Origin of the sequence: Oceanobacillus salinisoli (assembly GCF_009733865.1) — a bacterium.
GTDB lineage: Bacteria > Bacillota > Bacilli > Bacillales > Amphibacillaceae > Oceanobacillus > Oceanobacillus salinisoli.
Genome location: NZ_WOFB01000005.1, coordinates 24749 through 38725, shown reverse-complemented (window position 1 = coordinate 38725; position 13977 = coordinate 24749). Strand labels below are relative to the sequence as shown.

Annotated in this window: 10 protein-coding genes and 1 riboswitch; of the genes, 6 read left to right on the top strand and 4 right to left on the bottom strand. The window is 37.9% G+C overall.

Features of this window, described 5'->3' with window-relative positions; translation table 11 throughout:
* Positions 1–279: 279 nt before the first annotated feature.
* Together GMJ66_RS05485 and GMJ66_RS05480 are read right to left on the bottom strand one after the other, a co-directional pair.
* Complete coding sequence (locus tag GMJ66_RS05485; protein ID WP_331279662.1) at positions 280–1134, bottom strand: nuclease-related domain-containing protein; 855 nt, start codon at positions 1132–1134, stop codon at positions 280–282.
* Between the two features lie 239 nt (positions 1135–1373).
* Complete coding sequence (locus tag GMJ66_RS05480; RefSeq protein ID WP_156289333.1) at positions 1374–2774, bottom strand: purine-cytosine permease family protein; 1401 nt, start codon at positions 2772–2774, stop codon at positions 1374–1376.
* A 559-nt stretch (positions 2775–3333) separates the two neighbouring features.
* Here GMJ66_RS05480 and GMJ66_RS05475 point away from each other — a divergent pair.
* Entirely contained in the window at positions 3334–3954 is a 621-nt protein-coding gene (locus GMJ66_RS05475) for an HAD-IA family hydrolase (protein ID WP_231514822.1), read from the top strand.
* Positions 3955–4285: 331 nt separating this feature from the next.
* Here GMJ66_RS05475 and GMJ66_RS05470 read toward each other — a convergent pair whose 3' ends face one another.
* Complete coding sequence (locus tag GMJ66_RS05470; RefSeq protein ID WP_197046611.1) at positions 4286–4573, bottom strand: hypothetical protein; 288 nt, start codon at positions 4571–4573, stop codon at positions 4286–4288.
* A gap of 270 nt (positions 4574–4843) precedes the next feature.
* Complete coding sequence (locus GMJ66_RS05465) at positions 4844–5659, bottom strand: YitT family protein (RefSeq protein ID WP_156289332.1); 816 nt, start codon at positions 5657–5659, stop codon at positions 4844–4846.
* 402 nt (positions 5660–6061) lie between these two features.
* Here GMJ66_RS05465 and GMJ66_RS05460 point away from each other — a divergent pair, with 402 nt between their 5' ends.
* The 5 genes from GMJ66_RS05460 to GMJ66_RS05440 all read left to right on the top strand — a co-directional run bounded on the left by GMJ66_RS05460 (position 6062) and on the right by GMJ66_RS05440 (position 13066).
* The gene (locus GMJ66_RS05460) at positions 6062–7525 is read left to right on the top strand and encodes a DHA2 family efflux MFS transporter permease subunit (protein WP_197046610.1); all 1464 of its coding nucleotides are present in this window, start codon (positions 6062–6064) and stop codon (positions 7523–7525) included.
* A gap of 593 nt (positions 7526–8118) precedes the next feature.
* Positions 8119–8682, top strand: coding sequence for an alkyl hydroperoxide reductase subunit C (ahpC, locus tag GMJ66_RS05455; RefSeq protein ID WP_156289331.1), 564 nt, complete (start codon positions 8119–8121; stop codon positions 8680–8682).
* Between the two features lie 16 nt (positions 8683–8698).
* Positions 8699–10222, top strand: a complete 1524-nt coding sequence (gene ahpF / locus GMJ66_RS05450) for an alkyl hydroperoxide reductase subunit F (RefSeq protein ID WP_156289330.1) — start codon at positions 8699–8701, stop codon at positions 10220–10222.
* Positions 10223–10387: 165 nt separating this feature from the next.
* The gene (locus tag GMJ66_RS05445; RefSeq protein ID WP_156289329.1) at positions 10388–11209 is read left to right on the top strand and encodes a Cof-type HAD-IIB family hydrolase; all 822 of its coding nucleotides are present in this window, start codon (positions 10388–10390) and stop codon (positions 11207–11209) included.
* An 818-nt stretch (positions 11210–12027) separates the two neighbouring features.
* A riboswitch (SAM riboswitch) is annotated at positions 12028–12132 on the top strand.
* 265 nt (positions 12133–12397) lie between these two features.
* Positions 12398–13066 carry a carboxymuconolactone decarboxylase family protein gene (locus tag GMJ66_RS05440; RefSeq protein ID WP_156289328.1) on the top strand — a complete coding sequence of 223 codons (669 nt, stop codon included), beginning with the start codon at positions 12398–12400 and terminating at the stop codon, positions 13064–13066.
* Positions 13067–13977: the final 911 nt, after the last annotated feature.

Genomic DNA, 13977 nt, shown 5'->3' with positions numbered 1-13977 from the left:
GGTGCCCGAACGAAACAGGAGGGAGCAGAAAAAGTCACGTAGAATCAATCTAGATGCCCGAAAGAATCAGGAAGAAACCAATATAGTAATCTTGAAGGAAACTAGAGTACCAAAATCAAAGTAACAACGAATCAACGAATCGCCTCCAGCAGAAAGGTTCTGCGATTTATCTATACAAAGGACAAAAAGCCCTTCATTTACATGCATGAAGGGCAGATTTTTTATAAGATTATTCGTAGTAGGCCCACCGACCGAATCCTAACATGTTAAAATGTTGATTCAGTACCGAGCGTATATTTTTAGGGATTCGATTACTTGGCACCATTCAGATATATAGCTTGTTGTAATTTTTTTCTCAGGAAATAGAAGTTTAAACTCCTGAACACCTCGCATAATGGCTGTTGCAACTTTTTCTTGATAACCGCATTCGCTGCAAATGCATTTCCTTCCTTGAACGAAGACGGCAAATGAATGGCATTTTCCACAAGTGATTCCTTTACGTAGTTGGTCATAGGTATAATTTGGCAGCTGCATAAAAGGCGATTCGTTAATGTGCAAAGAAATTAATTTGTCTGCCAGTCTTTTATGATTTAGGTTTAATGGGGAAGATATTGCATTTAGTTTGTGTAGGTGTTGGCTAATCTGTGTTGGGAGAATGATTGATTTATCCAGAGGAGCCTGATACAGGGTGAAAGCGGGATTGATGAAGAGAACAAAAGCTTCAATTGGGAGATGAAAACCGTGCTTTTGAAGGAGCTGACGCAGAAGAGAATGGCTTCTTTCCAATTGGTTTAGTGGATTGTTAATTTCAGAATTCGGTTTTTTAAAGAGCTTCTCTGATTGGTAGTAATAATCTCCCTCATAATTTTTGATCTCATAAAAGTAAATTTTTTCTGATGCTATAATCAGGGAATCAATTTGGAAAATAGTATTACCTATTTTTAGCAGTAAATCGTTTAATATGTAGCAATCACTCTGAAGATTTTCTGTCATGGAATCAAATAAAGTTTCTCCTTCATAGCCCTTTTGAAGGTTGAAATAATACTGTTTGTTATCTCTGGACAAATTCATTCGTTTTTCTAAACGGTGTAGTATAAGTAATTCTCTGGATTTTTTACGAGTTTTATAGAACATAATCCACATCCTTTTTTTATAATTTGATTTACTTTTTTAATTATACTAAAAATATTGATAGGATGGTATATTAAAAAATAATAAAGCGTGAAGGAGAAAACATAGATCGCTACGAATAACACAAGGGATGGAAAAACATGGAGTGTGACTTTTGAAGTAACTGGGAGCTTCATAAGAAAAAAGGCACACCTAATAAATTTAGATGTGCCTTTTACCTACGTAGTCGAGAACGAAAGCCTTTATGCGATATAATCTTCTTTATCTATATCATTTGCTTCTCTTTTGATATAGTATTTTCCTTTCGTATAAATAGCTAGGATGATTGTAAGAATTGCGGCTAATATTGCTGCAAAGAATGCTGCGGTACTTTGCAGGAATTCTCCCATAAAACCTAATGCAGCAATCGTACCTAACCCACTAGCGATAAGGAGTGAAGCAACCCCAATTGGGTTCCATTTATGCAAATTTTGTTGCCTAGCCTCATAATACTTCGGTCCAATTTTTAATATTTTTTTAACTATGACAGCATCGACGACTAAAATAGCCGCCCAAGTCATAAGAAAGACCCCTTGGAAGGTCAACGCCAATTCCAGATGATTGACAATTCCACCAAGCATTAGAGCCATGGCCGATACACCGGTAACGACTACCCAGAAACGTCTTCCTGGCGTAAATTTAAACACATTTTCAAAAAAGGTTGATAAGGAAAGAGAGCCACTATATATATTAGTTATGTTGATTCTTACCTGGGTTAGCATTGTAAATAAAGCTCCCCAAATACCGAGAAGTAACACTATATATACTCCAGGGTTCGGTTCTCCTAATCGGACACCAAACCAAATACCAAGACCGCCCATGACACCGAAGCAAAAAAATTGTGGAACAAATCCAATTGCAAAGATACCAATCTTCGTATCTTTAGGTTTAAGGAAACGGGCGTAATCAGAAGCTAGTAATGGGGTTAATCCCATGATTCCGTGCTGCATCCCTATACAAAGCAATAGGGCTGTTCCACCGGCTTGAACTCCTTCTGGCATATAGGACCAAAAGCTTCCTTGATATTCAGAAGGCGTCATGGCAGCCATAATAATCGCTGCGATTAGAAAGACGAAAAATAGCGGAAGTGACCATTTTTGTAGTTTATCTAGTTGTTTAATCCCAAACCAGTTGAGTGGTATAACAATCGTTCCGAAGAAAAGGATTAAAACCCATTCAGGAATAACAGGGAAAAATTCATGAACGGCAGCAACTAATATCATTCCTTCAAGAGCACAATACATAATGAAATTAGTAGCATATATAAATGAGGTCAAAGATGCTCCGATATAGCCAAATCCGCCACCTCTGGAAAGCAGATTTACGTTCATCCCTGATTTTGCGGAAAGATAGGCAATAAATGTTCCTAAAATACCAGCAACAATTATGGCATACACGGCAGAAATAATGGCATTGATAGCGCCGAATTGAAGTGCCATCACACTTCCCATTTGAAAGTAAAAGATGGCTGTAGCAATACCAAAAGTAATATTGGTAATACTGAGCCACCCCATATTTCTCTTGTCACGAGGAACCCTGTCTAAAGAATAATCATCCCCTAAATTTTCAGTAGGCTTATTTTCTGTGTGATCAACAGCTTCCATAGTAAACAACTCCTTGTTCAAAATTTCACATGGTGATACTAAATTTAGCGACTACTAATTGAAAATTGATTAAATTTACGCATGTATAACTATATCATTAGAATTAGGATAAAACAAACTCGATAATTTGCGATAGATTGTTGTTAACCTTGAAAATAGTGGGTTTTTATAAATAAATCTGTCTCTATCTTAGTTATCTTAGCTATTAGAGGCTGATACTGAAACATGGGGTGCTTCTTCACTTCAGTTTGCCGTCCCCTAAAAGCTATCGTTAAAAATTGTCTTTTGGAAGTGTTTTTTTCAAATGTTTTACCATTTCCTAGTAGGGTTGTTTGCTGAATTTTTAGTAGACACCGTTATATACTTCCATAATGTCAAGAGTGGGGAGGGTTGCATATGACTTAGAATATAATAAAACGTACTGCTTATAATCAATCATGGTAAAGTGGAACACACTCTATGATAAGCTTTCGGATACCAGCAAAGAATGTGTGGGTTGAAGGAAGTGATAGATAACACTTGTTGAGGATTCCCTACATTAGAAAGGTAGTGCCTCTATATGATAAAACACGTAATTTTTGACTTTGATGGGACTCTTGTTGATTCCGAAAAAGTACTTGTATCAAGCTGGAATCTACTGGCAAAGAGATATCGTCTCAGAGAAATAGGACCTGATGAAATTAAAGTGATTAAAAAACTACCTATTAGAGGAAAAATTAGACGAATAAATTTTCCGATATATAAAGTACCGATCCTAGCACCTGAAATGTATAAATTATATCGAGATTCAATAAATGAAATGAAGTTATTTCACGGAATCAAGGAAGTGCTACATCAACTGGAGAAAAAAGGCTATAAGATTACCATCATATCTTCCAATTCAAAAGAAAATATTCTTACTTTTTTAAAGCGCAACAAGATAACAAGTATAACAAAAGTTATTAGTTCAAGCAGTATATTTGGAAAAGATAAGCTAATATATAGGTATCTTAGAGAAAATAACTTGAAAGCCTCAGAGGTAGTTTATGTCGGAGACGAACAAAGAGATATTATAGCTTCCAAAAAAACAGGAGTTAAAATGATTTGGGTTGGTTGGGGGTATGATTCCGTTGAGGCGGTAGTAAAAATGAAACCTGACTTTACAGTGTATACACCCGAAGAAATATTAAACATTCTTTAGGAAAAACATGGGTCATGTAAAAAGTGAATCTTACTTTTTAGTACTGGAGCAATTACAGAATGCTTTGGAGAATGCCAACACCACATTTAGAACATGACAGATACCTTTTCCCATCCGGTTTATTAGTATATTCACACGATGAAGCTTTCTCTCTACCCTCTTTTTCTTTTCGGATTAGCAAACGAGATATTCGCCTCCTTCTTCATCGAATTCCACAGTTTACTTATTTTTATCGTGTTAAAATTATAACTGGTTGCTGAATTCTTTCTTTCTTGCCAACATCAAAAGAGGAAGTTCCATAAAAGGAACTTCCTCTTTTAGTTTGCTTATGTTATTGCGAGTTATTTTGTTGTGCTTGTGTAACTTGTTGTTGAGCTTGCTGTAATTGCTGCTGTGCTTGTTGAAGCTGCTGACTTTGCTGAGCGTTAGCACCAGCTTGCTGTTGAGCCTGCTGAACTTGCTGCTCTGCTTGCTGTAATTGCTGTTGAGCCTGCTGTAGTTGTTGTGGATCAGCACTAGCCTGTGCTTGTTGTACAGCTTGCTGAGCTTGTTGTGCTGCTTGAACAGCCTGCTGTAATTGTTGTTGATTTTGTTGTGCCATAATTGAATTACCTCCCAAAATTTTGAATTACTTACAGAACTTAGGGTGTGTAAATGAATCAATTTTACTCATAAAAAAGTGGATTTTTTTGCAAAGTTTTCCTAACAATGGTAACCAAAAACGTGAATTAACACGATGCTCATGCTGGTTTTATCACGTGATGATGGCTGTATGCTCCTTAACGAAAAGAGTTCAAGGTACTTTGAATGATAAGTGGGTGGCGGGGAACCAGTAAAATCCTGACCAATCAGTAGTGGGGGATGAAATAACACTGATTGAAGATTCACTTTATCTCCTGAAGTTTCCTATTACCTCAACCGTTTCACTAATGCTGACAAACGCTTTCGGGTCCACTTTTGTAATAAGAGGTTTAACAATTGCTAGTTCATAACGGGAAATAACCGTATATAATACTTTCCGTTCCGTATTGGAATAGCCACCTTGTCCATCCATGACGGTAATCCCTCTAATTAAATTTTTGATAAGCTCACCTTTTAGCTCTTCTCCTCGATCCGTTACGACCATTAGATTTAGTTTGATATGTCGGGTATGGACACGGTCAATTAAAATTCCAGTAATATAGATGGAAGCCATCGTATATAATGCTAAATCCCAACCAAAAACAAACCCGGATATAAACACAACGACACTATTTAAACCGAAGATTAATCCTCCCAGCGGAATATCCCGCTTTTGAGTAAGTAAAAGCCCAATAATATCAAACCCACCAGTTGATCCGTAAAATCGGACAATAAATCCAATTGCTATCCCTGCAATAACTCCACCAAATACAGCAGATAACAGCACATCCTCTGTTACTTTAATTACTGGAATATACTGCATCGCAATAGAAGTAGTAAGGACAGAAAAGATACTGTTCCCTATAAATTCCTTCCCGAGTTTCATCCAACCGATAATCAAAATCGGGATGTTTAAAATCACAAGCCAAATACCAGTGTTTATTGGAGAAAGCAGTCCGAATACCATAGCAAGTCCAGTTACTCCACCTGTTAATACTTCATGAGGCAACAGGAACATATTAAAAGCAAATCCTAAAACAATAGAAGACACAAACAATACGACCAATTTATTTAAAAAGTTTATTTAAAAAACCTCCGATAACTATATAGTAGAAACACCTAATGAATTCTAGTGGCTACCAAAATAAAAGTCAATACTTTTTTTGTTAAATCATTTGTTTTCAAAAAATAAAAAGGTCCGGGATGTCAAAGTTAATGTAAGTCCCTACGAAGCAGGCTTACAGTGGAGGTCGTGATTTCTGCATTGCCCACAAAGTATGTCAAAAGTGTGTCATTACTAAGTCGAAAACGCCAAATCTCAGGTGTATCTTTTTGACTGGTCCGTTTGAACTTCACTAATGGGAATATTTTACTTGTATGCACCATTTCTGTATCCAAATACATATAGATTAATCATTAAGAATCGTGTATTCTATATAAGGTAATAGAGTAGCGAATGGATAGAGTAAAAAGAGAGGTCAAATATATGCAGAATATAAATGTTAACAGGAAACCGATTGTTGCACTGCTGCTTGCAGGGGCATTTATTGCCATATTGAATCAAACGTTAATGATTACAGCAACTCCACCGGTTATGGAAGAAATGGGAATTACAGCGAATACAGGTCAGTGGCTAACAACAGTGTTTATGCTCGTTAATGGTATCATGATTCCAGTTAGTGCATTTTTGTTAGAGCGATTTACAACTAGACAGCTGTTCATAACGGCAATGAGTATTTTTGCTGTTGGTACACTAGTTGCTGGGATTGCGCCTAATTTTTCCATGTTGTTAGTCGGAAGGGTCATCCAGTCTGCTGGTGCAGGGATTATGCTCCCATTGATGCAGACCGTGTTTTTAATGATTTTCCCTGTCCATAAACGTGGTGCGGCAATGGGGTTAATTGGACTAGTTATTTCATTTGCACCGGCAATTGGTCCAGCTTTATCTGGTTGGGTTACAGAGCATTATTCATGGAGGTTGTTATTCTTTATTATTCTACCGATTGCAATTATTGATATCATTATCGCCTTTTTTGCTTTAAAAAATGTAACGGAAATAACAAAGCCAAAATTAGATGTTTTATCGGTTATTTTATCTTCGTTTGGTTTTGGTGGTTTACTGTATGGATTTACGTCAGCCGGAAATAACGGCTGGTTAGCTAGTTTGACCATATTGTCACTTGCTGTTGGGGTAATAGCGCTTGTGTTATTTATCCTTAGACAGCTAAAATTAAAGCACCCAATGCTTGAGTTCAGGGTATTTACTTATTCGATTTTCCCATTAGCTGTTGCCATTGGGATGATTACCTTCATGGGATTAATTGGAGTAGAAACATTGATTCCCCTTTACATGCAAACGATGCGTGACTTTACCGCCTTTGAAGCAGGGCTGGTTTTGTTGCCAGGTGCATTAATCACAGGATTTATGTCTCCTATTACGGGAAGAATATTTGATAGATTTGGTGCAAGAAAATTAGTAATGGTTGGTTTAACCATCATTACCGTTTCATCATTTGCCTTTATAAGATTAGATACCTCCACATCATTAACATTCTTGACTGTTATGTTTGGCATCAGAATGTTTGGGTTATCGATGGTGATGATGCCAATTGCGACGGCAGGATTGAATCAATTACCAAAACGATTAATCCCCCACGGAGCAGCGATGGATAACACAATGAGACAAATTGCAGCTTCTGTTGGAACGGCAATTCTCGTCACAGTCATGACAACAACAGAGGAATCTGCAGCAAATAGGGAAATTGTCAATCCGGATATTTATGGTGCCAATGTTGCATTTACAGTGGTTGCTGCCCTATCACTCGTTGGTTTAATTATTTCCTATTTCGTTAAAGACAGTAGGACGTCACCGGAAGATTTGGAAAAAAGAGATCAAGAGAGAATGAGAGAGAAGGAACAAGGGCAGGAGAGGGTGCCTCAGAATATGTAAATAAACCTGGGAGATGGCCCCACATTTATTTAATCCTTATTAGTTAAAGGTTCTTCCAGTGTTTATAAATACTATTTGTCCATTAACTATAAATTAGTAGCCTAAATCACTCAGTGATTTAGGCTTTTCTAATCCTTGTTACATCTATGTTACTTAGTACTAAAATTATATAACAACTACTATACTGAATTCATTTGGGACAATAATTGTTGGCTAATTGAAAACGCTCCTCTCTACGATAGCAAGATTGTGATAGTCTAATTTGAACGCCAATGATTCTCTCTGAAAAATCATTATAGAATAAAGGAAAGCGTATCAAAAGAAGAATAAGTGGTTAAACTATTTACTAATGTTTTTTAATAGAGATACTACACAAGGAAATTCTGAAAGGGCAGTCGATCTTACTAGTGTCCCTGATATATAGTAGATTGGAAAAAGTGGATAAAAATGTCACAAAATGTTCACTTTATTAATAATGATTTTTATGAAATAATTTTTACAAAGCGATATTTATTTTATAATGCAGAAGCTTTGAATATTTGTCCCAAACTAGCTATAATTTTAGTAGATTAACTAATAGGAGGAATTAAATTATGTCAATTATTGGAAAAACAGTAGAAGAATTTACGCTTCAAGCTTACAAAAATGGTGACTTTATCGAGGTGACAGACAAAGACTTTAAAGGACACTGGAGCATTGTTTGTTTCTATCCAGCTGATTTTACCTTCGTTTGTCCAACTGAATTAGAAGATTTACAAGAGCAGTATCAAGAATTACAATCTCTTGGAACGGAAGTATTCTCTGTTTCTGCAGATACTCACTTTGTTCATAAAGCATGGCATGATCATTCCGATGCTATTGGTAAAATTACGTATACCATGATTGGTGATCCTTCACATAAACTTATCAATATGTTTGATGTATTGAGAGAAGAAGAAGGTGTCGCTGACCGCGGTACATTTATCATTGATCCAGATGGCGTAATCCAAGCAGCAGAAATCAATGCAGATGGTATTGGCCGTGATGCAAGCACACTTGTTAACAAAATCAAAGCAGCACAATATGTTCGCGAACATCCAGGTGAAGTTTGCCCAGCTAAATGGGAAGAAGGATCTGAAACATTGAAACCAAGTCTTGATTTAGTAGGCAAAATTTAAGGGAGAGCGATAATTCATGCTAGACGCAGATATAAAAGCACAATTAGACCAGTATCTTCAGCTTTTGGAAGGCGATGTTCTTCTAAAAGTTAGTGCAGGGTCTGATAAAGTATCAAAGGAAACACTTGAACTTGTTGACGAATTAGCAACAATGTCTACGAAGATTAAGGTAGAGAAAGCCGAGTTAGAGCGTACACCAAGTTTTAGTGTGAATCGTGTTGGGGAAGATACAGGAATTACCTTTGCCGGGATTCCTCTAGGTCACGAATTTACTTCCCTTGTCCTAGCTTTATTGCAGGTCAGTGGAAGACCGCCAAAAGAAGAGCAAAGCATCATTGATCAAATTAAAAATATTAAAGGCGAATACCATTTTGAAACATATGTCAGTCTGACTTGCAACAATTGTCCTGATGTGGTTCAGGCCTTGAACTTAATGAGCCTGCTTAATCCTAATATTACCCATACGATGATTGAAGGCGGAGCATACAAAGATGAAGTGGACAGCAAAAATATCATGGCTGTTCCGACCGTTTATCTAAATGGTGAATTCTTTGAAAGCGGACGGATGTCCATGAAAGATATTCTTTCTAAATTGGGTAGTGCGCAAGACCCGTCCGAATTTAATAATAAGGATCCGTTCGATGTCCTTGTTGTCGGTGGTGGGGCAGCTGGTGCTTCTTCAGCTATTTATGCTGCACGTAAAGGAATTCGCACAGGGATTGTTACAGAACGATTTGGCGGTCAGATGCTTGACACGGTAGGCATTGAGAACTTTATTAGTGTGAAATACACGGAAGGTGAGAAGCTTGCCGCTCATCTGGAAGAGCATGTCAATGAATATGATATTGATGTGATGGATTCCCAGCGTGTGAAAGGCATCGAAAAGAAAGCTCTTGTTGAAGTGGAACTTGAAAATGGGGCAGTTTTAAAGAGTAAAACGGCAATCATTGCAACAGGTGCCCGTTGGCGTAATGTTGGTGTACCTGGAGAACAAGAATTCAGAAACAAAGGTGTAACGTACTGTCCGCACTGTGATGGACCATTGTTTGAAGGAAAAGATGTTGCCGTTATTGGTGGCGGAAATTCCGGTATTGAGGCAGCTATCGATTTGGCGGGTGTCGTAAAACATGTCACGGTTCTTGAGTTTCTTCCAGAACTAAAAGCAGATTCTGTATTGCAGGATCGCCTGAACAGCCTTCCAAATGTAACAGTTATTAAGAATGCTCAAACTACAGAAATTACTGGTAATGACAGTGTGGAAGGAATTTCGTACAAGGATCGTGAAACTGGTGAAACACACCACGTAGAATTACAAGGTGTATTTGTTCAGATTGGCCTTGTACCAAATACGGAATGGTTGGAAGGTACTATTGAAACCGAACGTGGCCATATTGTTGTAGACAGCAGTGGCGCTACGAACATACCTGGTGTATTTGCAGCAGGTGACTGTACGAACAGCCCATATAAGCAGATTATCATTTCGATGGGATCTGGTGCAACCGCAGCTTTAGGTGCATTTGATTATTTAATCCGTAATTAATGAATATTATCATGCTATCACAAATGTTGAAAGTGGCTCTGACTGTAGAGCCACTTTTTTTGTAGAACCTATGGAAAACGATAATTATTACAAAATTTAGTATTTATTTTCCCAGCAATTTATTGTAGGATAGAAAAATAGCATAGTAAGGAAAGGAATTACTTGATGACTTATAAAATGGTTGTACTAGATTTAGATGATACATTGCTTCGTGATGATGGTTCGATTTCTGAACGAACGAAACAGGATCTTATGGAAGCACAGGAAATGGGGGTGAAAGTAGTACTAGCATCTGGCCGTCCTACTTTTGGAATGCTACCTATTGCTGAACAGCTTTCCCTAGCAGAATATGGAAGTTATATTCTCTCTTTCAATGGGGGAAAAATCATCAACTGCGGTACGAATGAAGAAATGTTCAGCAGTACACTTTCCCTGGAAAATATCCGCCAATTATATGAGATAAGCCGCCGGGAAGGTGTTCATATTCATACGTATGTAGGGGATGAAATCATTACTGATCAAGCAAATCCATACACAGATATGGAATCGACCTTAACAGGTTTACCTATCCATCTCGTGGAGGATTATATCGAAACGGTCCAGGTACCGGTCGTGAAAGTCTTGATGGTGGATGAACCAGAAAAAATAAAAACAGTGGAAGCTAAGCTTTTACCTGAACTGGGCGAAAAATATAGTATTTTAACATCCAAACCATATTTCCTGGAGTTTACCGAAAAGGGAATTACGAAGGGGGAAAGCTTAAATCAGCTTATTCAACGTCTCGGTATGAAACGGGAAGAAGTTATTGCTATAGGAGATAGCTATAATGATGTAACGATGATTGAATTTGCTGGGCTTGGTGTGGCCATGGAAAATGCCCCAGACGACATTAAAGAAAAGGCGGACTATGTCACCGACACGAATATGAATGATGGTGTCGCAAAAGTCGTTGAGAAATTTGTGTTGAATAGAGAAGTTTTAGTTTAGGGCAAGCAAGTATTCTGTTTGAAAAAGCTGAAAAAAATATTCTTTTTACCAGTCCAAATTATTAACCATTTGGGCTTTTTTTATAGATTGAACTAAGGTTACAGACCATACATGGCCGTCCATGAACTAATTTTACAGGATGACATGATCCCTTGCCACGCTAAAGTAAGAATCAACCTAGGTTACCGAATGAAGCAGAATCATTTTGGGAAAGTCACGTAGAAGCATCCTAGGTTCCTGAACGAAAGAGAGTCCCGCCTGAAAAGTTACGTAGAAGCATTCTAGGTTACCGAATGAAGCAGAATCCCGCCTGAAAAGTCACGTAGAAGCGTTCTAGGTTCCCGAATGAAGCAGAGTCGCGTATGAAAAGTCACGTAGAAGCGTTCTAGGTTCCCGAATGAAGCAGAATTCCGCCTGGAAAGTCACGTAGAAGCGTTCTAGGTTACCGAATGAAGCAGAGTCGCGTATGAAAAGTCACGTAGAAGCGTTCTAGGTTCCCGAATGAAGCAGAATTCCGCCTGAAAAGTCACGTAGAAGCGCTCTAGGTTCCCGAATGAAGCAGAACTGCGTATGAAAAGTTGTGTAGAAGCGCTCTAGGTTACCAAATGAAGCAGAATCCCGGATGGTTCCCAAAAAATTAAACAATCCGAAAAAAGTATCGAACAGGCTTATCATGGTACAGTCATTAAATTTAAAGCGATTGTCTCTTTGAATTCCCCGACTATTCACCTAATTTTACAAAAATCCTAAATTTCTGTTGACAGATTTTGGGACTGTCGTGTATGATGTTATCAATTCCTACTAATTGAATATGATTTTTCTTATCAAGAGTCGGGGGAGGAACCTGGTCCAGTGATCCCGCAGCAACCGTTACAATGTAACAAGGTGCTAATTCCAGCAAGCGGATGCTTGAAAGATGAGTATGGGACATACATATTGCCTCTTCCTCATCTGGAAGAGGTTTTTTCATCTTTAAGAGCTGGATGGAATCGGGTTTAGGAATGGATCTGATACTGACCCTTATGCATTACCAACAGAATCTTTGTTATGTTTCTCATTATATTTTAATCTGAGTAATACAATATGGAAAATCATATTAAAGTAGGTAAAACTAAAGGGAAAGTTCCTGTGTAATGCGTCGTTTTCTAACTGCAGCAGAACGGTCCCAGAAAAAAGGAGAGGGTATGTATGGCAAACACAAAAACAGATAGCTTGTACAAAAAGGAGTATTTTGGAAGAATTACTGAATTGAAGAAGTATGCACCAGAAGCATTTGAGACGTTTTTTAAATTTAATGATCAGGCGTTAGAAGCAGGCGAACTTTCCGTGAAACAGAAAGAATTAATTGCGGTAGCGGTCGCACATATTACTGGATGTCCATATTGCATTGATTTGCATGTTGGAAATGCGAAAAAAAATGATTCAAGCAAAGAAGAAGTTGCAGAAGCTATATTTGTAGCGACGGCACTTAAAGCGGGGTCCTCTGCAGCTCATGGGGTAAATGCATTAAATGCGTTTGATGGACAAGGGGATGAAGAACTTTATAAAGCATCCTATTTTGCTAGAATCAAGGAATTTGCCGAGCTTAATGGGGAAACATTTAAGGCATTTATGGATTTTGATCAGAAGTCAATTAAAGCGCAAAACTTAACAGAGAAAGAAAAAGAACTGATTGCAGTAGCGTGTGCACATACGACTGGATGTGCATATTGCATCAACCTTCATACGAAAAATGCGAAGAAAACGGGTGCTAGCTTAGAGGAAATTTCGGAAGCTATTTTTGTTGCAACGGCATTAAAGGCTGGATCAGCCATTGCGCATAGTGTGAATGCATTGAACGCTTATGATGAAAATTAATTAAACAAACAAGAAAAGGGCAGTTTTTTTAAGACTTTGGTTCGATAAGCGGGGCACAGGGGAGATGGACGTTTCAATGTTGGAATCAGAAGAACCGTCTGCCCCTCGTATCCGTACTCAGACAGCCGAATTCAAAGTATCGCCTCATTAAAGGAGAGTGTTTGAAGAATGGCAAAAAAACAAATACATTTGAATGGTTTTGTACAGAATTCACCTTCTCCGCATTCGACAGTCTTGCCGCGACAGGATAGTAATCTTGTAAAGGTATTTAACCCCGATTCACTTCACTTCTACTCTGTGGGAGCAGTCATTGATGCGAACACGATTCAATAGGCATTTGCTTCGGCACCACATTTGTTTAACAAGGAGACGTTTTGATTCGGAAGCATGTGGACGGTTCTTTTGCTTCCTTTTGTGAGGAGCAGAAGAACCTAATCAGGAAGCAGGACACAAGTTAGAAATATCCTTCTTGTAATAATGAACGTTTCGTTTAAATGTATTTTTGCTTTTACTGAAGGACGCGACTTCATTCTTCTAAGGCAATCAAAAATTTTGTGGATAGCAATTACATAAGATATAGAGATGGTACAACGAGCAGATAAAATCCGCTAGTTGTGCTTTCTTTCGCACAAAACTTCGGATTGTCCCCTTAAAGAATCATCCCCGTGCTTCTCAGTTACTTATTTTTTACAAAATTTACCAATAAATAAAAAATGTTGGATGAAAGTATAACTTAAGGACTAGTTATGAATTATCGTCCAGCATGCTGATTCGTTTTTCCGTTTAAGCAATGAGGGAAATGGGGTTATGTATTGATATAACAGCATATTGCAGAAATATTTGCTGGCCAAAAACACGAGAATTAGACATTTCTCCCCAACCTTTATCCTATTTACATTGTCGGGAATACA

What these genes read in the sequence shown, in the direction of transcription:
- ahpF (WP_156289330.1), top strand. Translation starts at nt 8,699, where the DNA reads ATGCTAGACGCAGATATAAAAGCACAATTAGACCAGTATCTTCAGCTT.
- GMJ66_RS05460 (WP_197046610.1), top strand. Translation starts at nt 6,062, where the DNA reads ATGCAGAATATAAATGTTAACAGGAAACCGATTGTTGCACTGCTGCTT.
- GMJ66_RS05485 (WP_331279662.1), bottom strand. Translation starts at nt 1,134, where the DNA reads ATGTTCTATAAAACTCGTAAAAAATCCAGAGAATTACTTATACTACAC.
- GMJ66_RS05475 (WP_231514822.1), top strand. Translation starts at nt 3,334, where the DNA reads ATGATAAAACACGTAATTTTTGACTTTGATGGGACTCTTGTTGATTCC.
- GMJ66_RS05440 (WP_156289328.1), top strand. Translation starts at nt 12,398, where the DNA reads ATGGCAAACACAAAAACAGATAGCTTGTACAAAAAGGAGTATTTTGGA.
- ahpC (WP_156289331.1), top strand. Translation starts at nt 8,119, where the DNA reads ATGTCAATTATTGGAAAAACAGTAGAAGAATTTACGCTTCAAGCTTAC.
- GMJ66_RS05445 (WP_156289329.1), top strand. Translation starts at nt 10,388, where the DNA reads ATGACTTATAAAATGGTTGTACTAGATTTAGATGATACATTGCTTCGT.
- GMJ66_RS05480 (WP_156289333.1), bottom strand. Translation starts at nt 2,774, where the DNA reads ATGGAAGCTGTTGATCACACAGAAAATAAGCCTACTGAAAATTTAGGG.